22 protein-coding genes are annotated in these 23,835 nt (G+C 46.5%); 20 read left to right on the top strand and 2 right to left on the bottom strand.

Features of this window, described 5'->3' with window-relative positions:
• Nucleotides 1-110 precede the first annotated feature (110 nt).
• The 11 genes from OCU21_RS01720 to holA all read left to right on the top strand — a co-directional run bounded on the left by OCU21_RS01720 (nt 111) and on the right by holA (nt 11,211).
• The gene (locus tag OCU21_RS01720) at nt 111-392 is read left to right on the top strand and encodes a UPF0223 family protein (protein ID WP_261805770.1); all 282 of its coding nucleotides are present in this window, start codon (nt 111-113) and stop codon (nt 390-392) included.
• Between the two features lie 9 nt (nt 393-401).
• Nucleotides 402-1,175: an inositol monophosphatase family protein gene (locus OCU21_RS01725; RefSeq protein ID WP_261805771.1), complete on the top strand. Its 774-nt coding sequence runs from the start codon at nt 402-404 to the stop codon at nt 1,173-1,175.
• 110 nt (nt 1,176-1,285) lie between these two features.
• A complete protein-coding gene (gene typA / locus OCU21_RS01730; RefSeq protein ID WP_261805772.1) occupies nt 1,286-3,133 on the top strand; it encodes a translational GTPase TypA in 1,848 nt (615 codons plus the stop codon).
• Nucleotides 3,134-3,351: 218 nt separating this feature from the next.
• Nucleotides 3,352-4,548, top strand: coding sequence for an FtsW/RodA/SpoVE family cell cycle protein (locus tag OCU21_RS01735; protein ID WP_261805773.1), 1,197 nt, complete (start codon nt 3,352-3,354; stop codon nt 4,546-4,548).
• Nucleotides 4,541-4,816 carry a YlbG family protein gene (locus OCU21_RS01740; RefSeq protein WP_261805774.1) on the top strand — a complete coding sequence of 92 codons (276 nt, stop codon included), beginning with the start codon at nt 4,541-4,543 and terminating at the stop codon, nt 4,814-4,816. The genes OCU21_RS01735 and OCU21_RS01740 overlap by 8 nt, the downstream gene beginning before the upstream one ends.
• A 2-nt stretch (nt 4,817-4,818) precedes the next feature.
• On the top strand, nt 4,819-5,376 hold the full coding sequence (gene rsmD, locus OCU21_RS01745; protein ID WP_261805775.1) for a 16S rRNA (guanine(966)-N(2))-methyltransferase RsmD: 558 nt from the start codon (nt 4,819-4,821) through the stop codon (nt 5,374-5,376).
• A gap of 6 nt (nt 5,377-5,382) precedes the next feature.
• Complete coding sequence (gene coaD / locus OCU21_RS01750; RefSeq protein ID WP_261805776.1) at nt 5,383-5,886, top strand: pantetheine-phosphate adenylyltransferase; 504 nt, start codon at nt 5,383-5,385, stop codon at nt 5,884-5,886.
• A 50-nt stretch (nt 5,887-5,936) separates the two neighbouring features.
• Nucleotides 5,937-6,974, top strand: coding sequence for a SepM family pheromone-processing serine protease (locus OCU21_RS01755; RefSeq protein ID WP_261805777.1), 1,038 nt, complete (start codon nt 5,937-5,939; stop codon nt 6,972-6,974).
• Nucleotides 6,975-7,152: 178 nt separating this feature from the next.
• Nucleotides 7,153-7,866, top strand: a complete 714-nt coding sequence (locus OCU21_RS01760; protein ID WP_261805778.1) for a helix-hairpin-helix domain-containing protein — start codon at nt 7,153-7,155, stop codon at nt 7,864-7,866.
• A gap of 14 nt (nt 7,867-7,880) precedes the next feature.
• The gene (locus OCU21_RS01765) at nt 7,881-10,199 is read left to right on the top strand and encodes a DNA internalization-related competence protein ComEC/Rec2 (protein ID WP_261805779.1); all 2,319 of its coding nucleotides are present in this window, start codon (nt 7,881-7,883) and stop codon (nt 10,197-10,199) included.
• The gene (gene holA / locus OCU21_RS01770; RefSeq protein WP_261805780.1) at nt 10,171-11,211 is read left to right on the top strand and encodes a DNA polymerase III subunit delta; all 1,041 of its coding nucleotides are present in this window, start codon (nt 10,171-10,173) and stop codon (nt 11,209-11,211) included. Before OCU21_RS01765 ends, holA begins: the two co-directional genes overlap by 29 nt.
• 118 nt (nt 11,212-11,329) lie before the next feature.
• Here holA and rpsT read toward each other — a convergent pair whose 3' ends face one another.
• A complete protein-coding gene (rpsT, locus tag OCU21_RS01775) occupies nt 11,330-11,587 on the bottom strand; it encodes a 30S ribosomal protein S20 (RefSeq protein WP_261805781.1) in 258 nt (85 codons plus the stop codon).
• Between the two features lie 255 nt (nt 11,588-11,842).
• On the opposite strand from rpsT, the gene rpsO reads away from it, so the two are divergent.
• The 8 genes from rpsO to yihA all read left to right on the top strand — a co-directional run bounded on the left by rpsO (nt 11,843) and on the right by yihA (nt 22,069).
• A complete protein-coding gene (gene rpsO / locus OCU21_RS01780) occupies nt 11,843-12,112 on the top strand; it encodes a 30S ribosomal protein S15 (RefSeq protein WP_125601727.1) in 270 nt (89 codons plus the stop codon).
• A 72-nt stretch (nt 12,113-12,184) separates the two neighbouring features.
• Nucleotides 12,185-14,293: a polyribonucleotide nucleotidyltransferase gene (pnp, locus tag OCU21_RS01785; protein ID WP_261805782.1), complete on the top strand. Its 2,109-nt coding sequence runs from the start codon at nt 12,185-12,187 to the stop codon at nt 14,291-14,293.
• A 20-nt stretch (nt 14,294-14,313) separates the two neighbouring features.
• Nucleotides 14,314-15,993 (top strand): ribonuclease J, encoded by a 1,680-nt coding sequence (locus OCU21_RS01790; protein WP_261805783.1) that lies wholly within the window; start codon nt 14,314-14,316, stop codon nt 15,991-15,993.
• A gap of 59 nt (nt 15,994-16,052) precedes the next feature.
• Nucleotides 16,053-16,991 (top strand): hypothetical protein, encoded by a 939-nt coding sequence (locus OCU21_RS01795; RefSeq protein ID WP_261805784.1) that lies wholly within the window; start codon nt 16,053-16,055, stop codon nt 16,989-16,991.
• 270 nt (nt 16,992-17,261) lie between these two features.
• The gene (tuf, locus tag OCU21_RS01800; protein WP_261805785.1) at nt 17,262-18,452 is read left to right on the top strand and encodes an elongation factor Tu; all 1,191 of its coding nucleotides are present in this window, start codon (nt 17,262-17,264) and stop codon (nt 18,450-18,452) included.
• A 201-nt stretch (nt 18,453-18,653) separates the two neighbouring features.
• On the top strand, nt 18,654-19,943 hold the full coding sequence (tig, locus tag OCU21_RS01805) for a trigger factor (RefSeq protein ID WP_261805786.1): 1,290 nt from the start codon (nt 18,654-18,656) through the stop codon (nt 19,941-19,943).
• Between the two features lie 144 nt (nt 19,944-20,087).
• The gene (gene clpX, locus OCU21_RS01810) at nt 20,088-21,341 is read left to right on the top strand and encodes an ATP-dependent Clp protease ATP-binding subunit ClpX (protein ID WP_261805787.1); all 1,254 of its coding nucleotides are present in this window, start codon (nt 20,088-20,090) and stop codon (nt 21,339-21,341) included.
• Nucleotides 21,342-21,487: 146 nt separating this feature from the next.
• Nucleotides 21,488-22,069 carry a ribosome biogenesis GTP-binding protein YihA/YsxC gene (yihA, locus tag OCU21_RS01815; protein WP_261805788.1) on the top strand — a complete coding sequence of 194 codons (582 nt, stop codon included), beginning with the start codon at nt 21,488-21,490 and terminating at the stop codon, nt 22,067-22,069.
• A 114-nt stretch (nt 22,070-22,183) separates the two neighbouring features.
• On the opposite strand, the gene OCU21_RS01820 is transcribed toward yihA, so the two are convergent.
• The gene (locus tag OCU21_RS01820; protein ID WP_261805789.1) at nt 22,184-22,384 is read right to left on the bottom strand and encodes an SPJ_0845 family protein; all 201 of its coding nucleotides are present in this window, start codon (nt 22,382-22,384) and stop codon (nt 22,184-22,186) included.
• A 348-nt stretch (nt 22,385-22,732) separates the two neighbouring features.
• On the opposite strand from OCU21_RS01820, the gene OCU21_RS01825 reads away from it, so the two are divergent.
• Entirely contained in the window at nt 22,733-23,473 is a 741-nt protein-coding gene (locus OCU21_RS01825; protein WP_309297190.1) for an amino acid ABC transporter ATP-binding protein, read from the top strand.
• Nucleotides 23,474-23,835: the final 362 nt, after the last annotated feature.

Consider the following 23,835-nt stretch of genomic DNA (forward strand, 5'->3'; position numbering starts at 1 on the left):
ATCGTATTTGGCCGAATATTTGGCGCGTGATTGACTTTTTGGTGGCGAAAGTGGTCCAGAACGAGTAGAATATGAGAAGATAACGTCTAAAAGACGATTTAGGAGCGCATATGGAACATAATTACAGTTACCCCTTAGACCCGGACTGGTCCACCGCTGAGATTTTATTGGTGATGCATCTTTATAACTTGGTCGAGGTAGCTTATGAGCATCAAGTCAATGTCGCAGAATTTCGCAATGTTTGGCATGAATACACCTATTTTTATCCGGCAAAGATGGATCAACGCCGGTTGGATCACGAGTTCAATGCGGTCAGTGGCTATTCGATCTATCGCGTCCAACAAGCGGTACAAAAAGCAGCACCTAATCAGAAAACGATCACAATGAAATGAGGGAGCAGCATGATTTTCGAGCCATTAAAAATCCAATATGATCTAGTGAGCTGGCTGTCACTGGCCGGTGATCGGATCAGGCAAAGCATGCTGGGACCGATCCAAGTCAGTACCAAATCAGGGCCAAACGATTTAGTCACCAATATTGATCGTCAGATCGAACAATTTTATGTGCAACAGATCCGGGCGGCTTATCCAGAAGCTAAGATTTGTGGTGAAGAGGGGTTCGGTGATAAAATCACCGATCTCCAGGGCCTAGTTTTCTTTGTGGATCCCATTGATGGGACGATGAATTTCGTGCGGCAACGACAAAATTTCGCCACGATGATCGGCGTTTTTTTGGACGGGCAACCAGTGGTCGGCGCGATCGCAGATGTGATGCGGTCCGAATTGATCGTTGGTGGGCCGCAGACCGGCGTACAATTCAATGGTCGACCGATCACACTACCAGAACGACAACCGCTGGCAGAGGGCCTCTTAGGCGTTAATGCGTTGATGTATGCCCATGACCGCTATCATCTTCAGGCCTTGGCTGCGCAAACTTCAGGTGTGCGAGTAATTGGGAGCGCCGGACTAGAGTTCATGAGTTTGATCACCGATCAGCAGATCGGCTATATTTCCGCCTTATCTCCTTGGGATGTGGCGGCTGGATGGGCGATCAGTAGCGCTTTGGGACTAGAAGTCCGTAATTTGTCTGGGGCCATGCCCGCCTTACGTCAACGTGAGGTGATCGTCGCTGGGATCCCGGCGATCTGGCCTGCGTTTAAAAAGTTGCAAAACTGAAACCGGTTTTATGAATAATTTTCTGTAAGCGACTGGTTTTTTGTGTTATTATCTTATTTGACTGTGTCACAACAAGAGCGTACTTATGCATTTTGGAAGGAAGAAAATCATTGAAAACACGTGAAGACATTCGAAATATTGCCATTATTGCCCACGTCGATCATGGTAAAACAACGTTAGTTAACGAATTACTGAAACAATCTGATACTTTGGACGAACATATCAACTTGGAAGATCGGGCGATGGACTCCAATCCGATCGAACGGGAACGGGGCATCACGATCTTATCTAAGGTCACGGCCGTTGATTATCACAACCACAAGATCAACATTTTGGACACACCGGGACATGCGGACTTCGGTGGCGAAGTGGAACGGATCATGCGCATGGTCGACGGTGTGGTCTTGGTTGTCGACGCTTTTGAAGGCACAATGCCACAGACGCGGTTTGTTTTGAAAAAAGCGCTGGATCAACACTTGACTCCAATCGTGGTTATCAACAAGATCGACCGTCCTGGCGCTCGTCCTGAAGAAGTTGTGGACGAAGTGTTGGAATTGTTCATTGAATTAGGCGCTGATGAAGACCAATTGGAATTCCCGGTTGTTTATACAAGCGCGGTCAATGGGACCTCAAGTATGGATGCTGAATTGGATACGCAAAAGCATACGATGGATCCTGTTTTCGACACGATCTTGGATACGATCCCAGCCCCGATCGACAATAGCGACGAACCTTTGCAGTTCCAAGTTGCGATGCTGGATTACAACGATTATGTTGGCCGGATCGGCGTTGGTCGGATCTTCCGTGGTAAAATCAAGATCGGCGATAGCGTTTCTGTCTTGAAATTAGACGGTTCAACTAAGAATTTTCGGGTCACCAAGTTATTTGGCTTTTTCGGCTTGAAACGGATCGAAGTCACTGAGGCTAAAGCTGGCGATTTGATCGCGGTTTCCGGGATGGAAGATATTTTCGTTGGGGAAACGGTTACGCCAGTTGACCACCAAGACCGCTTACCGATCTTACGGATCGACGCGCCAACCCTGCAAATGACATTTGCGGTCAATGATTCTCCATTCGCTGGTCGCGAAGGTAAATTCGTGACCCCACGGAAAATCGAAGATCGCTTGAAATCTCAATTGCATACCGATGTTTCCTTGCGGGTCGATGATACTGATTTGCCAGGCGCTTGGGTCGTTTCCGGTCGGGGCGAATTGCATTTGTCGATTTTAGTTGAAGAAATGCGTCGGGAAGGCTTTGAATTGCAACTTTCACGTCCAGAAGTTATCTATCGCGAAATCGATGGTCAATTGTCTGAGCCATTTGAATTGGTTCAGATCGATACACCCGACCAATATGTTGGTTCTGTGATCGATTCGATGGCGCAACGTAAAGGCGATATGCAGAACATGGAATCCATGGGCAATGGTCAGACTCGTTTGACCTTCCTCGCTCCTTCACGGGGCTTGATCGGTTATTCGACTGAATTCATGTCACAGACTGGTGGCTACGGCATCATGAGCCACTCATATGAAAAATACATGCCAGTGATCCGCAACTGGGAACCTGGTCGTCGTAGCGGCGCCTTGGTTTCGATCAACCAAGGGCCGTCAACGACTTATAGTTTGCAGTCAGTTGAAGACCGCGGCGAATTGTTTATCGCTGCTGGGATCGATGTCTATGAAGGCATGATCGTTGGTCAAAGTAATCGGGATCAAGATATTGCAGTCAACGTCACCAAGGGTAAGAACCTGACCAATACCCGGGCGGCTGGTAAAGATCACGCGGCAGCGATCCGGACACCGCGGTCATTGTCTTTGGAAGAATCGATCGAATTCCTGAACGAAGATGAATACTGCGAAGTTACGCCAACGAAGACTCGTTTACGTAAGAAGATCTTGAACACCAACGAACGGCGTAAGTCAGACAAGCGTCGCAAGATGGCTGCCCAAGACAACTAAGTGATAATGATCAACTGATTTTAGAAACAGATCGGAGATTTGGCTAGATTTTAGCAAAATCAGCGATCTGTTTTTTTATTTTTGCCACGGCTATGCTAAAATGAATAGTGTTTAATCGAATCAAGTTGTTTCCGAGCTGAGGGTGCATCTGCTCAGGCAGTCAGGAGCAATAGCAGGTCGACTCACGACTATTTTACTTGAGAAAGGAGGACGCTGATTTGCGACAGAAATTCAAATTGATCGACTATTGGCTCTTGGTACCAGTTACCTTATTGGTTGCCTTGGGTGCGATCATGGTCTATTCGGCCAGTTCGAGCATGCTGGCTAATGTGGGCGCGCCGGCGACGTATTATCTGAAGCGTCAATTGGTGCTGGCGGCCGTGGGCGTTTTCACTGGTTTGGTCGCGTTTCTTTTGCGTGTCGAGATCCTCTATGAAAAAAAATTCGTTCTATTTTGGCTAGCGCTTACTTTTATTTTGATGTTGATCCTTTTGGGCTTGCGGATCTTTCACCCCAGTTCCGCGGTCAATGGGGCCGTGGGCTGGATCAGTATCGGTGGTTTTACGATCCAACCCGTGGAGCTAGCCAAATTAGCGCTGATCCTCTATCTAGCCTTTATTTTTGGTCGCAAACAACGGTCGATGTATCGGGGCCATTATCTAAAAAATCTGCTTGCGCCGTTTTTTTTGGCCTTTATCTTAATGGTGATGGCGGCCTTACAACCGGATATTGGCGGGGCCAGTATTCTGCTGTTGATCACGTTAGTGTTGGTTGCTGCTAGCGGGATCCCTTGGATCTTCTCCTTGGGGATCGTGGGATTTTTGGTCGCGACCTTTACCGCCGGAGTCCGCTACTTGGGCAATGCTGATGCCAATGCGCCGATCATGAAGCTTTTCCATTTGAACTATCAATTAGAGCGATTTCAAGCGTTTGCCCATCCATTTCAGTTGGAGCAACATGGCGGGATCCAATTGGTCAATTCTTATTACGCAATCAGTAATGGGGGTTGGTTCGGTCGGGGGGTCGGGAACAGTATTCAAAAGACTGGCTATCTGCCTGAACCTTATACTGATTTTATTCTCTCGATCACGGCTGAAGAATTGGGTGTCGTGGGTGTGACCGTGATCCTGATTTTACTGGCAATCATTATTTTGCGGAGTTTTTTGATCGGATTACGAGTAAACCAACCGTCGCTGTCTTTGATCTGTTTTGGTATCGGCACCATGTTTTTCGTGCAGATCTTATTCAATGTCGGTGGTCTTTTGGGCCTTTTACCGATCACCGGGGTGACCTTGCCCTTTATTAGTTATGGGGGGGCCAGTTTGATCATTTCCTTGACCAGTATTGGGATCCTCTTGAATATCAGTGCTTACACAAAGAAAAAAGCCCTAAAGGAAGCTGAAAAAAATGTTTAAAATCAAAGCAAGAACTTCGCTAGCGGTTTGGGTCTATTCCTTGAAACAAATTCGGCAATTGCGCCACTATGGCCTAGTTTATTATGTATCGAAACGAATGAAATATGTGATCATTTACGTAGATCAAGACCAAGCCGAGCGAGTCACAAAATCCTTGGAACATTTGCGCTTCGTCCGTAAAGTCGAGCCTTCATATCGGCGCTCACTGGATCTGAATCTTGGCGAAAAGCTCGATCAAGAAGCGGCTGCAGAAAGTCGTGGTGAGTAGCGATGCGGGTGATCTCCGGGCGTTATGGTGGCCGTCGATTATTAGCGGTCCCAGGAACGCAGACCCGACCGACGACTGATAAAGTCAAAGAAGCACTATTCAGCATGATCGGTCCTTACTTCGATGGTGGGATAGCTTTGGACCTATTTGCTGGGACTGGTGGCTTAGGGATCGAAGCGGTCTCTCGCGGTTGTGACCAAGCTATTTTAGTTGATAAGCAGCGGCAGGCTCAGGAAACGATCCAGCACAATATCGTTGTGACCAAAGAGCCAGAACGTTTTCAATTATTGAAGATGCCAGCGCAGTCGGCCTTGGCTTATTTGGGTCAACAACAAATCAAAGTCGATCTAGTTTTCTTGGATCCACCTTATCGTTTTAAAATCATCCCCACATTGATGAGTAAGTTAGCGGCGGCCGGATCCTTGGCCCCACAGGCGTTGATCATTGCGGAGACCGATCATAGTGAAGCGTTGCCTGAACCGCCAGTTGGGTTTACCCAACTGAAACATCATGATTATGGCTTGACGCAGATCACGGTCTATCGCTATTTAAAGGAGTGATCAGATATGAAGCGAGTGGCATTGTTCGCGGGTAGTTTCGACCCTTTGACTCAGGGTCATTTAGTGACGCTAGAAAAAGCGCTCGATCTTTTTGATGAGGTCGTGGTCGGCGTGATGACTAATGGCAGTAAACATTATCTATTGTCGGTCGATGAACGGGTCGCGATCATTCGCGCGGCCGTCAAGGATGATCCTCGCGTGCAGGTTATTGCTCGGCCAGCTGGTTTGACCACCAGCTTGGCGCGCGAGCTCGGCGCGCAATTCTTAGTGCGTGGCCTGCGCAATAGCGATGATTTCACTTATGAATCAGGGATAGCGGCGATGAACGCTAGTTTGGCGCCAGAGATCCAAACGATTTTCTTGCTGACCGATCCTAAGTTGGCTTATGTTTCTTCCAGTATGATCAAAGAAGTTTTAACATTTGGCGGGGATGTTTCGACTTATTTGACGCCATTAGCCATCAAATTGTTGCGTCAAAAATTGTTGCCCACGCCGGATCAAACTTGTTGACCGTCAGCGAAGATCGGGCTGCTTAGGCAGATAAAAAGAAGGCGAAAAATTTGAAAAAGAAATGGTTACGTCCATTTTTAACAGTTCTCGGGATCTTGTTGGTTGCCGCATTCTTTTTATTGCCGTTACCTCAATATATCGAACAACCGGGATCGGCAGAATCATTGAAACCATTTGTTACTGTCGATGGTCAGCATGATCAAAAAAAAGGCGACTACATGCTGGTGACAGTGGGGATCCGTCAAGCCACGGCTTTCAGCTGGCTGATGGCTCAGACCAATGATTTTCAAGAAACGGTCAGTCGTCAGGATCTGATGGGTACGGCTGATAGTGCGACTTATGACCGGGTCCAAGAATATTACATGACCAATTCGATCAATAACGCAATCACGCAAGCCTATCGTGCAGCCAAGAAAACGTACCAAGTCGATTTCTTGGGTATTTATGTGATGGAAGTGATCCCGACCTCGTCACTTGCTGGTAAGATCCAGGTCGGAGATACGATCACTGCCGTTGATGGTCATCACTTCAAGAACAACCAAGGTTTTATCGATTACTTGAAAAATAAGAAAATCGGTGCGCAAGTGACCATCGATTATTTGCGCGCCAAGAAATCAGCGACGACCACAGCAAAAATCATCGCTTTACCGGGAACAAAACGTCATGGCTTGGGGATCACTTTAACTGATCGTACGCGGGTCACCACGAAGATCCCAGTCAAGATCGATGCCGGCGACATTGGCGGCCCCTCAGCAGGAATGATGTTTTCTTTGCAGGTCTATGAACAGCTGACTGGTAATCAGTTACGGCGGGGCCGGAAGATCGCCGGGACGGGAACAATCGCCGCTGATGGTACGGTCGGTGCTATCGGCGGGATCGATAAAAAAGTCGTTGCGGCAGATCGAGCCGGCGCTACGATCTTTTTCGCGCCCGATGATCCTGTCACCAAGGCGATCAAACGTGCTGACCCTGATTATTTGAACAATTATCAAACAGCCAAAAAGGCGGCCAAAAAAATCGGTACCAAAATGAAGATCGTTCCGGTAAAGAAATTTAATGATGTTTTGACTTATTTAGCCGATAACTAAAGCAGTGAACTAGCTGGTGGGTATCAGCAAAGTAGCGTCAGTTTAAGTAGCACGAGCTGGTGCAGTTAAGATCAGTTTAGCGCTGAATCGAGAAAATTCGAAAAGTCCGTCCTGATTTTTTTAAATCATGACGGGCTTTTTTGCTGGACTTTGCGTATTTAAAGTCGAGGTGAAGATTATGGTGAAAGCCCGTGAATTTTATCAAAACCATCGTTGGCCTATTTTGATCGGACTGGCGCTGGTCGTTGTTTTACTGATCAGTATTGGCTTACTTGGTCATCGTTGGTCACAAACACAGCTGACCGCGCCGTTACTCGCGCCGAATCAAGAAACAAGTGCTGAGCTTCCCGTAAAAACAGATCCTGATCAGGAAAAAGCCTCAGCGACCGTGACCAAAGATAGTCAAAGCAGCGAAGTCGCGCGCTCGTCCAAGATCTATGTTGAGATCAAAGGGGCAGTCGTTCGGCCAGATGTTTATCGACTTACGGCCGATCAACATGTGATCGATTTGGTGAAAAAGGCGGGGGGCTTGACGGCGGCTGCTGACGATCGGCAAATAAACTTGGCTAGTGCCTTGACCGATGGCTTAAGTCTTTACGTGCCCACAAAAGAAGAAACGGCGAATAGCGGTGATACAGACTTGGCGGTAACACCGCCGACTGCGCCGACTGTTGGGGGCGGCCCAGCGGCGCAACAACGATTAGTGGACTTGAATCACGCTGACGCGACTGAACTGCAAACGGTCAGTGGGATCGGTCCAAAAAAAGCTGATGACATCATTGCTTATCGGCAACAAAATGGTGGTTTCAAATCGGTGGAAGACTTGACCCAAGTCAGTGGTATTGGGGAGAAAACTTTAGCGAAGATCCGTGATCAATTGTGTGTGCGCTAAACTTTAAAGCGCGGATGAGCGAGACGTTTGACTCGTTTAAGGGGAATTGGGGCCTCGATCAAGGGGTCCAAGGCAAATTATTATGGTCGGCGGTGAGCGTTGCCTTATTTCTAGGTGTTTTTTGGAGTCAACAACCGTGGTTATTTTTGTTATTGTTGGGGCTGGCATTGTTACGGCTTATTTGGCGACGGCAATGGTCGTTGCTAGGCGTGACATGTTGCTGCTGTGGCTTATTCGGTGGTCGGCAACTTTGGTCAAAATATCAGCGGCAGTATTTACCGACACAACTCACTCAGCTTAGCGTTGGTGCTGATCAAATCAAGTTCAATGGCGATCTGCTGACGGGGATCGCGCGAACAGAAGATGGTGGTCGCGTCTTTGCGTTGATAACGATCCCTGATAATGCGACTAAGCAAGCACTACAACGCAATTGCCGTCCCTTGTTGCTCACGATCAAACAGTCGCAGTGTGAAAAAATCAGTCCAGCCCCGAATCAGGCTCAATTTGATTTTGCAAACTGGGCCAGTCATCGGGAGGTGACTTGGCAAGTCAAGGCTCAAATCGCCGGGTGGTCGACTCGATCCCCACAAACGATTTTTGAGTGGCTCGGATATTGGCGTAGTCGTTTATGCCATCGCTGGGATCACTATCCACGCTGTTGTCGTTTTCATTTGCGGGCGTTGATCACTGGTGTTCAAGAACGAGTCGATCAACCATTACGAGACTTATTGAGCACTTGGGGACTGGTCCATCTGTTGGCACTATCAGGCTTCCATGTTAGTTTGATCGTTAAAAGCAGTCGCTGGTTGGGCGCCCGCCTACACTGCCCGGATGAGATCATTTGTGGGGTGTTAAGTCTTGTGTTACCTGGTTACGCGATCTTTGTTGGTGGGCAGATCGGGATCTGGCGCGCGGTCGTCAGTTTCTTGCTTAGTCGATGGCAACATTGGCGACATCGACACTGGTCACCACTTGACCGTTACGCTTTAACCTTGTTGATTTGTTTATTTTTACAGCCGGCCGCTTTATTTGAGTTGGGCGCTCAATTGAGTTTCGGCTTGACCCTGCTGTTTTATTCAGCGCCACCAGAGCTCGCTCATTGGCGTCTACAATTACGATTATCAGCTTTGACTGGACTAATCTTACTAGGGCAAACTGGCGTTTGGTCGCTTTGGCTTTTGGTGGGTGGGAGTCTCGCCCCGATATTTGCGCTGATCCTTTTAGCAAGTATTTTTTCGACGGGGCTTTGCGCTTCTAGTTGTGCGTTCTGGGAACCGTTTTGGCAACGATGGTATACCTTGCTATCAGGGTTGACTGATCACCATCCAGGACGATTGGTCATTGGCAAACCGTTAGGTAGTGTCATTTTGATCGCGCTGGTCCTGATGCTCTTACAAAATGAAGCGCCACGACTCTCAGCGCAGTTTTGTGGACCTTTGATTATTTTGTTATGTGGACATTGCTTGTTCATCAAAGTTCCTTTGGTCCAGCGGGTCACTTTGATCGATGTGGGGCAGGGAGATAGTATTTTGGTCCAGACTGCTTGGCCACGCCGAACTTTGTTGATCGATACAGGTGGGCGGTTAACCTTCCCACAGGCGCAGTGGCAAGCGCGGCAAACTACTGCTGGTGTGACTCAGACCACATTACCTTATTTAGCTGCAGCTGGGATCGATCACTTGGATCACGTACTCTTGACTCATCAAGATGCGGACCATGTGGGTGACCTAGTTGCGTTGGCCCAGCAGATACCGATCGATGAGATCATACTCCCTGCAGGGATGAGTGAAAATCCGCAAGTTCGCGCAAAATTAGACCGTTTGGCTAGATCGACGCGGATCCGCCCGTGCTTGGCAGATCAAAAATTGGCCGATGGTCGGTTGCAGGGACAGTTTCTGGCACCGACTAAACCAGGGGCGGGGACAAATGAAGATTCTTTAGTTTTGCTGTTGCAATTGGGTTCAAGCCGCTGGTTGTTCACCGGTGACTTGGACCAAGCAAATGAGTTGGCGTTGTTGCAACGCTACCCTAACTTGAGTGCTGATTATCTTAAAATCGGTCATCATGGTAGTCAAACGGCCAGCCATCCTGAGTTCTTGCGGCGATTAGGCTTACGTGGCGCTTTTATCTCTGCAGGTCGCGCCAATCGCTATCATCATCCCGCAGTGACAACACTGACAAGCTTACGGAACGCGAAAATCCCGTTTCTGAACACGGCCCGTTATGGTATGATTGAATGGAGCGAAAATCTGCTGACGAAGCACCAGAAAATACGGACAAAACTGACGGGGAGTGAAGGGATTCGTGGTCAAGACGGCAACGAAAATAATTAGTTTAGAGCAATTACAACAAACGTCACTGACGGAATTACCGCCGGTGATCGTTGTCTTGGGGCAGGAGCAGGCGCTATTGACTCAGATCCAGACCTATTTTGACCGGTTATTGACGCCAGATGAACGCCAAATGAATCTGGGCCGCTATGATCTCCAAGAAACTAGTTTAGCAGTGGCTTTGGATGATGCAGCCTCAGTTCCTTTTTTTGGTGATTGGCGACTGGTCATTTTAACGACACCTTTTTTCCTGACTGGGGCCACTAATAAAAATAAAGTAGAACAAGATCCAGCGCTACTGCTGGGCTATCTACAGCAACCACAGCCTACCACGAAGTTAGTGATCTGGGCGGATTATGAAAAATTGGATGAACGAAAAAAAGTGACGAAGCAGCTAAAAAAAGTCGCTTTATTTGTTAACGCGGGAAAGGTTCAAGGAACGGAGTTGAACCGACGTTTACAACGAGACTGTCAACGTTTAGGCGCGACGATCACGGCACCAGCATTGAATTTGTTGTTGCAGCGGACCCGAGATGATTATTCTGCGGCGCTACAGCAAATGGAGAAATTGGCGCTTTACGTGGGGCCCACAGGCGCGATCACCCCAGAGATAGTTGCGCGGACCGTGGAGCAGGTGATCGATGATAATGCCTTCGAGCTGGTAGCAGCGACCTTGAACGGTCATTTACAAAGTGCGCTCTTGATCTACCGAAAATTGATCATCAATGGTCAGGAACCGATCGGTCTTTTAGCACTTTTACTGACACAGGTCCGCTTATTACTGCAAGTCAAGATCATGCAGCAGGCCGGGTATACTCAGGGCACGATCGCACAGCAATTGAGCGTCCATCCATATCGCATCAAGCTGGCCTTAGGACAAGCGCGGAATTATCGTTCCGCGCGACTGCAAGAAATGTATTTGCGTTTGGTCAAATTGGATTATCAGATCAAAACAGGGCAAGTGGATAAAACCAATGGCTTAGAATTATTGATCACCAGATTTGCGACGCAGTGAAAAAGATGTCGAGGTCACCTGATTTTGCCAATGTCTGGATGTAAACTTTCTAAAAAGCATGCAAAAAAAGCACTTGAGGATTTTCTCAAGTGCTTTCGTCAAAACTGAGTCATTTAAATTAGTTAGCTTGGTTTAAACGAGTTAAGCGTGATTTGTCACGCGCAGCTTTATTGGCATGGATCAAGCCTTTGGAAGCGGCCATATCGATCGCGCGAATTGCGTCAGTGTATAATGCACCAGCATTTTCAGCGCTTTCTGCATGAGCAGTTTCGAATTTCTTCACTGCGGTCCGCATTGCTGCTTTTTGGCTAGCGTTTTGAGTCCGAGCTTTATTGTTCGTACCAACACGCTTGATTGCAGATTTGATTTGTGGCATTGAGGTCACCTCCAACTATAGAAAAATAAAAACTTGCCAAAAAATATTATATCAGAACAGGCTAGATATGCAAGCGTTCCAGCGAATTTAACCGCTTTCGACTGAATTTTTTCTCACTTACTAGGGGGAAACCTAAATATCTGCTTGCTTTTTTTGCTAATATTCGCTAAAGTATTGTTGTTATACCAATTACTAGGTTCAACGACTCACCGACGTTTTACCTTGTTTTTGGACAATTTCAAAGAGGTGAAAGAAATGGCAATTTCTAAGGAAAAAAAGAACGAACTCATTACCAAATATGCGCGTCACGAAGGGGATACTGGTTCTCCTGAGGTGCAGATCGCAGTTTTAACTGAAGAGATCAACACACTGAACGCGCACTTGAAGGTCCACAAGAAGGATCATCATTCATACGTTGGTTTGTTGAAGAAGATCGGTCATCGCCGTAACTTATTAGCATATCTGCGGAACAATGACGTTGTTCGTTACCGTGAACTTATCAAGAGCTTGGGCTTGCGTCGTTAATAGCCTTACCAGCGAGGTCGATTCGATCTCGCTTTCTTTATACATAAAAATCTATTGTAAAGGAAGAAGAACATGGAACAAGATAAACGTATTTTTCGGCGGCAGTGGGCTGGCAAGAATCTCCAAGTCGAGATCGGTCAAATGGCAAAACAAGCTGATGGCGCTGTTTTTGTGCGCTATGGTGATTCAGCGGTATTAAGCGCGGTCGTTCATAAGGCGGCCCGAGAAAATCAAGATTTTTTCCCTTTGACGATCAACTATGATGAAAAGATGTTCGCCGCTGGTAAAATCCCTGGTGGCTTTAATAAGCGTGAAGGCAAGCCTAGTACGCACGCGACCTTGACTGCGCGCCTGATCGATCGGCCGATCCGGCCACTTTTCCCTGACGGCTATAACGATGAAGTCCAGATCACGAATATCGTTTTCAGCGCGGATCCCGAAGCAGGACCCGAGTTAATGGCAATGTTAGGTTCATCATTGGCCTTAGGCATCTCACCGATCCCCTTTGCTGGTCCGATCGCTGGGGTCAAGGTCGCCCGAGTCGCTGGCGAACTGCAATTGAATCCGACCAGTGAGCCTTTGTCAACTTCTGATTTAGATCTGACTGTGGCTGGTTCAGCAACTGCGATCAATATGGTCGAGGCTGGCGGCGATGTGATCGCCGAAGCCGACATGTTAGCAGCGTTGCAGTTCGGTTTCGAACGGGTCCAAGAATTATGTGCTTTTCAACAAGAAATCATCACGGCGATCGGCGCACCAAAGCTTGATTTTGTTAGTCCGAGCGCGCCTGCAGATCTGGTCGCTGAGATCCAAGATCATTATCAAACGACGATGCGTCAAGCAATTTTGACCGAAGATAAATTGGCTCGCGAAGACAATATCGCAGCGGTCAAGGAATTGGCTCATGACCATTATGCCGGCTTAGCGGCCGCAGATGGCGCTGATTCGATCCTGCCACTGGTCGATCAACTGTTAGATGATCTAGAACGTCAGGAAGTTCGGCAGATGATCATTCAGCAACACCAACGTCCAGATGGTCGTGCCTTAGACGAGCTCCGGTCATTGTCGGCCGAAGCCGGCCTATTACCACGAGCACATGGGTCTGGGCTGTTTACGCGTGGTCAAACACAAGTGCTTTCCGCATTGACCTTAGCGCCATTATCTGAGGCGCAGACGATCGATGGTCTTTTGCCGGAATACCATAAAAATTTTGTACACCACTATAATTTTCCACAATTCTCTGTCGGTGAAACCGGGCGCTATGGCGCACCAGGGCGGCGGGAGATCGGCCATGGCGCTTTAGGTGAACGCGCGATGTTGCCGATCATTCCAGACACAGAACGCTTTCCTTATGCGATCCGCTTGGTTTCTAATGTTCTTGAATCGAATGGTTCCTCTTCTCAAGCGAGTATTTGCGCCAGTGTTTTAGCGTTGATGGATGGTGGCGTACCGATCAAGGCACCAGTTGCGGGGATCGCGATGGGGATGGTCAAGGAAGGACCTGACTACGCGATTTTAACAGACATCCAAGGAATCGAAGATCATTTGGGTGATATGGACTTTAAGGTGGCCGGAACAACGGCGGGGATCACAGCCTTGCAAATGGATATCAAGGCAGAAGGCGTCACCAATGCAATCTTAGCGGAGGCGCTGGCACAGGCCAAACAAGCTCGCCTACAGATCTTGAAAGTAATGACGACTACTTTGGCAGCGCCACGAGCTGAATTGAGTCAGTACGCGCCGAAAATCGAACAAATGATGATCAAGCCAGAACAGATCAAAGATGTGATCGGTCGCGGTGGCGAAACAATTAACGAGATTATTGACCAAACAGGTGTTAAAATCGATATAGAGCAAACTGGACAAGTGACGATCAGTTCGAATGATCGTGATGCGATCGAACAGGCGAAGCAAATCATTACCGATCTAACTCGCGAGATCGAGGTCGGTGGGGTTTATATGGGTACAGTCAATCGAATCGAACCGTTTGGCGCCTTTGTGGAATTGGCTAAGGGTAAAAACGCTCTGATCCACATTTCGCAATTGACCCCAGGTCGTTTGAACAAAGTCGAAGATGCGGTCAAATTAGGCGATCAATTATTAGTCAAAGTTGTTAGTATCGATGGTAAAGGGCGGATCAATGCTTCTCGTAAGGCATTGCTCGCTACTGAAGCTGAATAAAGAACAAGTAAGGAGCAATAATGTTACAGAATTTAAAAGTGATTCCGTTTGGCGGTGTTCGCGAAAACGGAAAGAATATGTACGCCGTTGAAGTCGAAAATGAGATCTATATTTTTGATTGCGGTTTGATGTATCCGGAAAATGAATTATTAGGGATCGACGTGGTCATTCCTGATTATAGTTATTTGACTGAGAACATCGATAAAGTAGTTGGGATCTTTTTGACCCACGGACACGCTGATGCGATCGGCGCTTTGCCTTATTTCTTGGCAGATCATCCTGTGCCAGTTTTTGGTTCAGAATTGACGATCGCTTTGGCGAAGATCACGGTGGCTGGCGAAAAGAAAACCAAGAAATTCAAAGATTTTCATGTGATCGATGAGAAAACGGCGATCGATTTTGATCATGCGACCGTTTCATTCTTCAAAACGACGCATTCGATCCCTGGATCTTTAGGTGTCGACCTTAAAACCGAAGCTGGTCATATCGTTTATACTGGTGACTTTAAGTTCGATCAAGCGGCCAAACCGATGTTTCAGACTGATTATGGCCGTTTAGCTGATATCGGTCGTGACCATACGATCATGTTGCTCAGTGATTCCGCAAACGCCGAATCACCATATGTGAACAGTAGTCAACGAGATATTGCCAGTTACATCACCGAAACATTCAAATATCACCCGGGTCGGATCATCGTCGCTTCCGTTGCTAGCAATATCGAGCGGATGCAACAGATTTTTGACGCCGCGGCTAAAACCGGGCGCCGTGTGATCTTGACCGGTCAAGATCTGGAAAAAATCGTGAAAACAGCGTTAAATCTTAAATACTTGACCTTACCTGAACCAGAGCTCTTGGCACAGTTGAAGGACCTCAAGAATTTGCGACCAGAGCAGACGATCATTTTGGAGACTGGTCGGATGGGCGAACCTTTGAAGTCGCTAGAACGCATGGCGACCAATAATCATCGTACTTTGCATATCAAAGATGGTGATCTGGTCTTCATCACCACCACACCTTCGCACGCGATGGAAACAACAGTCGCAAAAACACGGGATTTGATCTACCGCGCTGGTGGCACAGTCAAGGCAATCAGTGATGATCTGCATTCTTCTGGTCATGCTAATAAGGCGGATCTGCAATTGATGATCAATTTATTGCATCCTGATAATCTAATGCCCGTTCAAGGCGAATATCGTTTGTTAGAGGCGCATACCCATATCGCCGAGGAGACAGGATTAGCGCTTGATCATATCTTTATCACTAAAAGTGGTGATGTCCTCAAATATGATCAAGGCGAATTTCATCTTGGTGCGGCAGTCAACGCTGGTGACACGATGATCGATGGTAAGGGCGTGGGCGATATCGGTAATATCGTTTTGCGCGATCGGCGTTTGCTGGCGGATGATGGGATTTTTATCGCAGTCGTTACGATCGATCGGCGTAAGAAGAAAATCGTCGCTAAGCCCAAATTGACCTCACGAGGGTTCGTTTATGTCAAAGCCAATCGGGACCTAATGGCGGAGAGTTCTTCGATCATCGTGAAGGCGATCGAGAATAATCTTGCCCATAAGGAATTTGATTGGAATAATCTAAAACAAGACGTTCGCGAAGATCTGAGTAAATATCTATTTGATCAAACCAAGCGGCATCCAGTGATTTTACCAGTGATCATGGAAGTCAATCAGAATCGACATCGTTGATTTAAAAAAGGGCGAAGGCCCTTTTTTGATTTAGGGCAAGTCGGCATGGAGGGGATAAAGTGAGTCAATACCCAGAATCAGTGCAAAGTTTGTTAAAACTGGCGGCACAAGCGGCCGAACAAACAGATTATGAACGCGCTTTACGATACCTCAATCAAGCATTGGCGATCGAGCCTGATTTTACGATCATTCAAGCCTATTTGGAAACGGCGCAAGCGGCAGATAGTAAACCGGCCTTGCGTCAATTATTGCGCGCGCCGGAGACGGTCCGCGCTTTTGCGCAAGCCGGACGACTGCCTGATTATTGGCAAGCCTTATGGTCGGCGGGTCTTTATCTGACTTTAGATCAATCAGGGTATGATCTTGATCAAAATCAGATCGAAATGTCGGTAGCAGAGCGCGCGACTTGGCAAGATTGGGTCGCGCAGGTGGCCCCCTTACAATTGACGTCTGCTGAGTTTGCGCACTGGCAACAGCGGCTGGCTCAACTAACGGTGACTCAACTCAATGGTGCGGTGGCGGACTTTTTTGTGGACTTGGCCACTGTGCCGCCACAAAGCTTTTATCGGTTGAGTCAAACACTCTTATTGAATGAGTTGTTATCACCTGTGATCCGCTTTCAGTTGTTGCTTGAAGCAGCCGCAATGAGTGCCGCTCATGACTTAACGATTGCTTGGCAAGGTAAGGTGCGTCAGTTTTCTAGTCAAGTCCTGCGTGATTTTGAGCAGCGTGATCCCTATCTAGCATTGAAGGAGGGGATCGGTCAAGCAGTTGCTCAAGGTGGTTTGCCGGATTCAGAACGGGCCTTGGCCCAAAGCAATTTGCTCACTTATTTAATGCTGACCACTCCCTTTAGCAGTGAGGAGTTACGACCGCTGACTGACTGGCAACAATTGATCTTGACTGGCACGGCACCAGCTGAGGTCGACCCCACGGTGGGCGCGCGCTTGAACTTTTGGCAACAAGAAGAGCGCAAATTATTGCGCAGTTTACAATAGTCTGGTATCTTAGTTCCAACGAGGTTTTTGGCCTCGTTTTTATGCGGAGTTGGCTCATTTCGTCCTTTAAGTAAGATTTAATTCGAAATTTTCGTATTTTGCGAGTTTTAGGTATTTACAATTCGCTCAACTCTCCGTATAATCATTAAAGGATATTCCTTTAGCAGCATGGTATTTCCGCGGCTGAAGTAGTATAATTAAACATAGAGAATTTTCGGCGCAATTGATACGCCGATTCTTCTTGCAATTTTACAGGAGGTTCATTTAATAATGGCAGAAAAAGAGCATTACGAACGAACTAAGCCCCATGTAAACATTGGGACTATCGGCCACGTCGATCATGGTAAGACTACCTTGACAGCCGCAATTACTAAGGTGTTAGCTAAGAAGGGTCTTGCAAAAGCCGAAGATTACAATCAAATCGATAACGCTCCCGAAGAAAAGGAACGTGGGATCACAATCAACACTTCTCACGTTGAATACGAAACTTTGAAGCGCCACTACGCTCATATCGATGCCCCAGGACATGCTGACTACGTTAAGAACATGATCACTGGTGCCGCTCAAATGGACGGTGCGATCTTAGTTGTTGCCGCAACTGATGGTCCTATGCCTCAGACTCGTGAACATATCTTGCTTGCGCGTCAGGTTGGTGTTGACTATTTGGTTGTCTTCTTGAACAAGGTTGACTTGGTTGATGACGAAGAATTGATCGACTTAGTTGAAATGGAAGTTCGGGAATTATTATCAGAATACGATTATCCTGGTGACGATATTCCTGTTATCCGTGGTTCAGCTTTGAAGGCCCTTGAAGGCGACCCAGAACAAGAAAAAGTTATCGAAGAATTGATGGATACCATCGACGAATATATCCCAACACCAGTTCGTGACACTGACAAGCCATTCTTGATGCCTGTCGAAGATGTCTTCACGATCACTGGTCGTGGTACTGTTGCTTCTGGTCGTATCGACCGTGGGACAGTTAAAATCGGCGACGAAGTTGAAATCATTGGTTTGAAGCCTGAAATCCAAAAGTCGATCGTTACTGGCTTGGAAATGTTCCGTAAGACTTTGGATCTTGGTGAAGCCGGCGATAACGTTGGTGTCTTGTTACGTGGCGTTAACCGTGACCAAGTAGAACGTGGCCAAGTTTTGGCGAAGCCAGGTTCGATCCAAACTCATAACAAGTTCAAGGGTGAAGTTTATATCTTGAGCAAAGATGAAGGTGGCCGTCATACACCATTCTTCTCAAATTATCGTCCTCAATTCTACTTCCATACGACTGACGTTACCGGTGTCATCGAATTACCAGATGGCGTTGAAATGGTAATGCCTGGCGATAACGTTACATTCGAAGTAGATTTGATTGCGCCAGTTGCGATTGAAAAAGGAACTAAGTTTACGGTTCGTGAAGGCGGACGTACTGTTGGTGCCGGTCAGGTAACTGAGATCTTAGACTAATCATTTAAGGTTAAACTATAAAAGAGACTCGTCTGCGCGGGTCTTTTTTTATTTCCAATCGTTTTGGGCTAAATTTAAGTAAAGAATGCGGACCGAGCGCCATTTTTTAAGAAAGTTTCATTTACTTTTTTTAACAAATAAGATACTATTAATTAGGTATGTTAAAGAGATAGATGTTATTGAATATCGGAGGTAAATTGAATGTCTGCCACATGGGAAAAGAAGGGCACCAACGACGGTGAACTCACTTTTGAAATTAGTGTAAATAAGATCGATGAAGGTTTGAATGAAGCCTTCAAACGGGTCAAGAAAAATCTAAATGTTCCTGGTTTCCGTAAAGGTAAAGTGCCTCGCCAAATTTTCAATCAAATGTATGGTGAAGCTTCACTTTATGAGGATGCCTTAAACATTCTCTTACCTGAAAGTTACGAAGCTGCTATTGAAGAAGCCGGGATCGAACCTGTTGATCAACCTGAGATCAATATTGAAAAAATGGATCCCAAAGAACCTTGGATCATCAAGGCGAAAGTTACAGTTAAGCCAGAAGTCAAACTTGGCGACTATAAGGGTCTGACTGTACCAAAGGCAGACGTTGAAGTCACAGATGCTGACGTTGATGCTGAATTGGCTAAACGGCAACAGCAACAGGCTGAGCTAGTCCTCAAAGAAGACGGCGAAAGCGAAAAAGGCGACACCGTTGTGATCGACTATGAAGGCACGATCTCAGGTGAAAAGTTTGATGGCGGTAGCGCTGAAAACTATTCTTTAGAATTAGGTTCAAACAGTTTCATTCCTGGCTTTGAGGAGCAATTGATCGGTCATAAGTCTGGTGATGACGTCGATGTTGTCGTTTCATTCCCAGCAGATTATCAAGCAGCTGATCTTGCCGGCAAGGAAGCTCACTTCGCCACTAAGATCCATGAGATCAAGACTAAGGAAGTTCCTGAACTTGATGATGATTTCGCCAAAGACATCGATGAAGAAGTTGAAACTTTGATCGAGTTAAAGGCTAAGATCAAGGAACAATTAGTGAAGAACAAAGAAGAAGCGGCTGGGTCGGCTAAGCAAGAAGCGGCGATCAATAAAGCTGTTGAGAATGCGGAGATCATTGATTTACCTCATGCCATGATCGAAACAGAAGTCCATAACCAGATGGACCAGTTCTTAGGCAATATGCAACGTCAAGGTATCAATCCAGACATGTATTACAAATATACGGGTACTTCTGAAGAAGACCTGCACAAGCAATTCGAGCAGAATGCAGATCAGAACGTGAAAACGAACTTGGTCTTAGAAGCGATCGTTGCGGCTGAGAAGATCGAGCCTTCTCAAGAAGAAGTCGATCATGAAATCAAAGATCTAGCCGAAGAGTATAACATGGAAGAAGATAAAGTTAGAGCAGCATTGACTGATGATATGTTGAAGCATGACATTGCTATCAAGAAAGCAATCGATCTTGTGACTGACTCTGCAGTTGAAGAAGCAGAATAAGCGCCAGTTTCGGAAAGGGAGGGCTGAACGGTTTTTGTTCAGTCCTTTTTTCAACAAGTGTCTCTTGAGACAGAATGCTTTACAGACAGGCGATTATCATGTTATTATCGGTCATTAATTGAGCACAATGAAGGTGGACGAACGATGTTTGATAATATGCAAACCACAGGAACCGTGAAGTGTTCGTTCTGTGGTAAAACCCAAGATCAGGTCAAGAAAATCATTGCTGGTCCTGGTGTCTACATTTGTAATGAATGTGTTGATTTATGCAAAGATATTTTAGATGAAGAATTACAAGCGGATGCGGTTGAGCAAAGTGTTGATGTGCCTAAGCCACGAGAAATCTTGGACTTTCTCAATGAGTATGTGATTGGTCAAGACGATGCCAAGAAAGCCTTGGCTGTGGCTGTTTATAATCATTATAAGCGGGTCAATCATTTGGCGGTCGCTGACGCGGATGAGACTGAATTGCAGAAAAGCAATATTGCTTTGATCGGGCCGACGGGATCTGGGAAGACTTTCTTAGCCCAAAGTTTGGCGCGGATCTTAAATGTGCCTTTTGCGATCGCTGACGCGACTACGTTGACTGAAGCAGGTTATGTTGGCGAGGATGTTGAAAATATCCTTTTGAAATTATTACAAAACGCGGATTATGATGTGGAACGGGCGCAACGCGGAATCGTCTACATTGATGAGATCGACAAGATCGCAAAAAAGAGTGAGAATGTTTCGATCACGCGTGATGTTTCAGGTGAAGGGGTCCAGCAAGCGCTGCTCAAGATCCTTGAAGGCACGATCGCCAATGTACCACCTCAGGGCGGACGGAAGCACCCGCAACAAGAATTTATCCAAGTGGATACGACGAATATCCTCTTCATCGTTGGCGGCGCTTTTGATGGCATCGAAAATATTATTCGTAATCGTCTAGGCGAACAGGTCATTGGTTTTGGCGCACCGACCGAGCAAAAGGTCAAGATCGAAGATGAGGCGCACATCATGCAGCAGGTCATTCCAGAAGACTTGATGAAGTTTGGGATCATCCCAGAATTTATTGGCCGGATCCCGATTATCACTGCATTGAATAAGTTGAGTGAGACCGATCTGGTCCACATCTTAACTGAGCCTAAGAACGCTTTGGTCAAGCAGTATCAAAAATTGATCGAGCTAGATGGGGTCAAACTGAAGTTTACGCCTGATGCGCTTAAGGCTATGGCTCACGAAGCAATCGAGCGTGATACTGGCGCACGGGGTTTGCGGGCGATCATGGAAGAAGTTATGCAAGATACGATGTTCGATTTGCCTGATCATGAAGATGTTTCTGAGGTGATCGTTACCAAGGAAGCGGCCGAAGGGATCCAGAAACCAGAATTGGTTCATACCAACGAACAAGCATCCTGATCTAAAATAAAAAACTTGAGTGATCCACCGGTGACGGCCCAGATCTAGGTGATCGCGGACGTGAAAGGTTGTTCAACTCAAGTTTTTTTATATGATTGGGTTACGATGACTACCAAGATAGTGTGGCATCGGAGAAGGAGGAACATATGCACGTTCAAGAGATCAAATTATTGATCAGCGCGGTAGCGCCAGAACAATATCCGGTCAATCAATTGCCGGAGATCGCGCTGGCCGGTCGCTCTAATGTCGGCAAATCGTCTTTGATCAATCGGTTAGTTCGGCGTAAGAATTTTGCGCGGACTTCCAGCCAGCCGGGAAAGACGCAAACGCTAAATTTCTATCAGCTTGATGAGACGTTGACCTTGGTCGATGTCCCTGGCTATGGTTACGCCAAGGTCTCCAAGAAGCAGCGAGAACAGTTTGGCCAGATGTGTGAGGCTTATTTTACCAGCCGCAAGCAATTAAACGGGGTCGTGATCTTGGTCGATGGTCGTCATGATCCCACAGAAGACGATCAAATGATGTACGAATTTGTCCATTACTATCATCATCCGATTTTGGTGGTCGCGACTAAAATGGATAAGGTCACGCGCAATCACCAAGCAGGCAATCTACAACGGATCCGTAAGCTGTTGAAAATGGCGCCCGAGGACCAAGTCCAAGCCTTTAGCGCTATTTCCGATTTAGGCAAGGCAGAGGTCTGGCAATGGATCGAACAACATTCATAAAAAGATATGAATGAACTTAGTAAAGAATCAAGTGAAAAAATCTAATTGCATTTTTCGCAAAAAAAAACAACAGTGCCGTTCGTCATCTGAACGGCACTGTTATTTTGATTTAGATCATTTTGGTTCAGGTTGATGGTCCGCGGTGGTTGGGGCGGATTCTGCTACGGCGGCCGTTTGTTGTTCCGCTTTAGCGGTTGCAGCCTGTCGCGCTTTGATCTGCTGGGCCATGATCCCCTCTTGCTTATCTTCCGGCAAGGTTGCAAATTTATCAAAAAGACTAGTTAATTTATCATCACGTTTCATTGTTAGCGCCATGTTGGTCACCTACCATTCGCCATTATCATAGCATAAATCGGTTTCGGGGCAAAGTTTTTTATTAGCGAATCAATCTGTACTCGGTTCAAAGCGGCGGGATAACAAATAGACCGTATCTCAGCTTATTATTCTTTAAAGGTTCAGTGATCGTTGATGACTGGTATCAATTGAATTTGAGTACAATCGTTGCTGGCTAAAATAATGAGGTTTCAGGGAGAAAGCGACAATAGCTTTGAATTTGATAAATATAGAAGAATAAATATTCATTTTATTCGGTGTTTAAAAGATTTTCTTGAATATTTATAAAATATATGCTATGCTGTGTTCATTATAAAAGTGGGTGAAGAAATGGAAACGATTTTAAAAACACAACAATTAACAAAGAAATTCGCTGATAATCTGGTTCTCAAAGGGATCGATTCTGAAGTCAAAGCTGGTCAGGTCATCGTGATCATTGGTCCTTCTGGTAGTGGTAAGAGTACCTATCTACGTTGCTTGAACTTGTTGGAACAACCAACTAGTGGTCAGGTCTTCTTCAAGGGGCAAGAGATCAATGAGCTTGATGAAGTTCAATTGGATCAGATCCGCGAGAAGATGGGGATGGTTTTTCAGTCGTTTAATCTGTTTGCAAATTATACAGTTTTGGAAAATGTTGATTTAGCGCCGATCAATGTTCAACATTTAGATGCAACTACCGCTAGTAAACAAGGTCTTGCCTTGCTGGAACAGGTTGGATTGGGCGATAAGGCTACTGCGACGCCGGCTAGTTTATCCGGTGGCCAGCAACAGCGGGTCGCGATCGCTCGCGCTTTGGCAATGAAACCTGATGTGATGCTATTTGATGAGCCCACCTCTGCGCTAGATCCCGAAATGGTCGGCGAAGTGCTTAATGTGATGCGTGACTTGGCTCAAACTGGAATGACAATGGTCATCGTCACCCACGAAATGGGATTTGCCAAGAATGTCGCTGATGAGGTCTGGTTTATGGACGAAGGTCAGCTGATCGAAAAGGGCACACCTGAACAAGTTTTTGAGCACCCCCAAGAACAGCGGACACAAGACTTTTTATCTAAAATGTTGGTCAGCTAAATTTTTCAAGATCCCGAGTTGGGATCTTTTTTTATCGGCGGTCAAATATTCCCATATGAAAACCACTTCGACTGTCCTTAGCCAGCGGTGGGGACGCCCCTATGCGAATCGTGGGGCAGAGACCTTCTGGTTCCCAGTTGTGTGTTCACCGACCTAATGTTTTCCGTTTAGCTACATGAGTGTTCCGGAAGCAAGCGCAGCTTCCAAAACACTCATTAGGCTATACTCAAGCACTGCCCAGGTCGGATCACACTTTGTTTTTAATCGTGTTCACCGATCTAGTGCTTTCCGTTTAGCTACATGAGTGTTCCGGAAGCAAGCGCAGCTTCCAAAACACTCATTAGGCTATACTCAAGCACTGC

The sequence above is a fragment of the Lapidilactobacillus luobeiensis genome (assembly GCF_024345205.1).
GTDB classification, from domain to species: Bacteria; Bacillota; Bacilli; order Lactobacillales; family Lactobacillaceae; genus Lapidilactobacillus; species Lapidilactobacillus luobeiensis.

Bases quoted from the DNA above. Each gene is read 5' to 3' on its own strand.
- OCU21_RS01825 (WP_309297190.1), top strand. From the start codon at position 22,733: ATGGAAACGATTTTAAAAACACAACAATTAACAAAGAAATTCGCTGAT.
- rsmD (WP_261805775.1), top strand. From the start codon at position 4,819: ATGCGGGTGATCTCCGGGCGTTATGGTGGCCGTCGATTATTAGCGGTC.
- OCU21_RS01765 (WP_261805779.1), top strand. From the start codon at position 7,881: ATGAGCGAGACGTTTGACTCGTTTAAGGGGAATTGGGGCCTCGATCAA.
- OCU21_RS01740 (WP_261805774.1), top strand. From the start codon at position 4,541: ATGTTTAAAATCAAAGCAAGAACTTCGCTAGCGGTTTGGGTCTATTCC.
- coaD (WP_261805776.1), top strand. From the start codon at position 5,383: ATGAAGCGAGTGGCATTGTTCGCGGGTAGTTTCGACCCTTTGACTCAG.
- OCU21_RS01790 (WP_261805783.1), top strand. From the start codon at position 14,314: ATGTTACAGAATTTAAAAGTGATTCCGTTTGGCGGTGTTCGCGAAAAC.
- rpsT (WP_261805781.1), bottom strand. From the start codon at position 11,587: ATGCCACAAATCAAATCTGCAATCAAGCGTGTTGGTACGAACAATAAA.
- tig (WP_261805786.1), top strand. From the start codon at position 18,654: ATGTCTGCCACATGGGAAAAGAAGGGCACCAACGACGGTGAACTCACT.
- OCU21_RS01820 (WP_261805789.1), bottom strand. From the start codon at position 22,384: ATGGCGCTAACAATGAAACGTGATGATAAATTAACTAGTCTTTTTGAT.
- OCU21_RS01720 (WP_261805770.1), top strand. From the start codon at position 111: ATGGAACATAATTACAGTTACCCCTTAGACCCGGACTGGTCCACCGCT.
- OCU21_RS01760 (WP_261805778.1), top strand. From the start codon at position 7,153: ATGGTGAAAGCCCGTGAATTTTATCAAAACCATCGTTGGCCTATTTTG.
- pnp (WP_261805782.1), top strand. From the start codon at position 12,185: ATGGAACAAGATAAACGTATTTTTCGGCGGCAGTGGGCTGGCAAGAAT.
- rpsO (WP_125601727.1), top strand. From the start codon at position 11,843: ATGGCAATTTCTAAGGAAAAAAAGAACGAACTCATTACCAAATATGCG.
- tuf (WP_261805785.1), top strand. From the start codon at position 17,262: ATGGCAGAAAAAGAGCATTACGAACGAACTAAGCCCCATGTAAACATT.
- OCU21_RS01725 (WP_261805771.1), top strand. From the start codon at position 402: ATGATTTTCGAGCCATTAAAAATCCAATATGATCTAGTGAGCTGGCTG.
- yihA (WP_261805788.1), top strand. From the start codon at position 21,488: ATGCACGTTCAAGAGATCAAATTATTGATCAGCGCGGTAGCGCCAGAA.
- clpX (WP_261805787.1), top strand. From the start codon at position 20,088: ATGTTTGATAATATGCAAACCACAGGAACCGTGAAGTGTTCGTTCTGT.